Raw genomic sequence first — 444 nt, 5'->3', positions numbered from 1 at the left:
GATCGCGAGCTGGGCGGCTTCGTGCGCGGCAGCGTGATCGACGCGATGGCCCGCACCGGCGGCGCGCAGCAGCTGCCGCTGGAGCTGGCCTACCGGATGGAATACACCGAGCCGCTGTATGCGCTCGCGCGCAACGGCCTGGCGGTCGCCATCCTGCCGAGCCTCTACCCCCTGCACCTGCACGATCCCGAGCTGGTCGCGCTGCGCCTGGACAAGCCGCGCGTGACGCGTGCGATCTCGCTGATCTCCCTGCCCGGCGACGATCGCGGCCCGCACGTGCGGCTGTGCCGCGAGTGGCTGCGGCGCGGCTTGTAGCGCGTCGGCCGGGGCGTCGCGGTGATCCGCATGGCGAACCGTGCCGGTCGCCCCCGGCCGTCGCCGAGCGGGGCTCGCGTTCCACGCAATGCCCCCACGTTCCGCGCGACGCGCCCTCAGGGCAGCGTC

At 74.3% G+C, this 444-nt stretch carries 1 protein-coding gene; it reads left to right on the top strand.

Translation table 11 applies throughout. The annotated features are described in order from the left end of the window. Window positions 1-315: LysR family transcriptional regulator substrate-binding protein (locus HWX22_RS31610; RefSeq protein ID WP_175917028.1), on the top strand; the 315-nt coding region annotated here is incomplete at its 5' end. Window positions 316-444: the final 129 nt, after the last annotated feature.

This window comes from Burkholderia sp. BCC1638, from assembly GCF_902833195.1.
Classification (GTDB): domain Bacteria; phylum Pseudomonadota; class Gammaproteobacteria; order Burkholderiales; family Burkholderiaceae; genus Burkholderia; species Burkholderia diffusa.
Note: the sequence above shows the minus strand (reverse complement) of the source record. Positions and strands in the feature narration are given on the sequence as shown.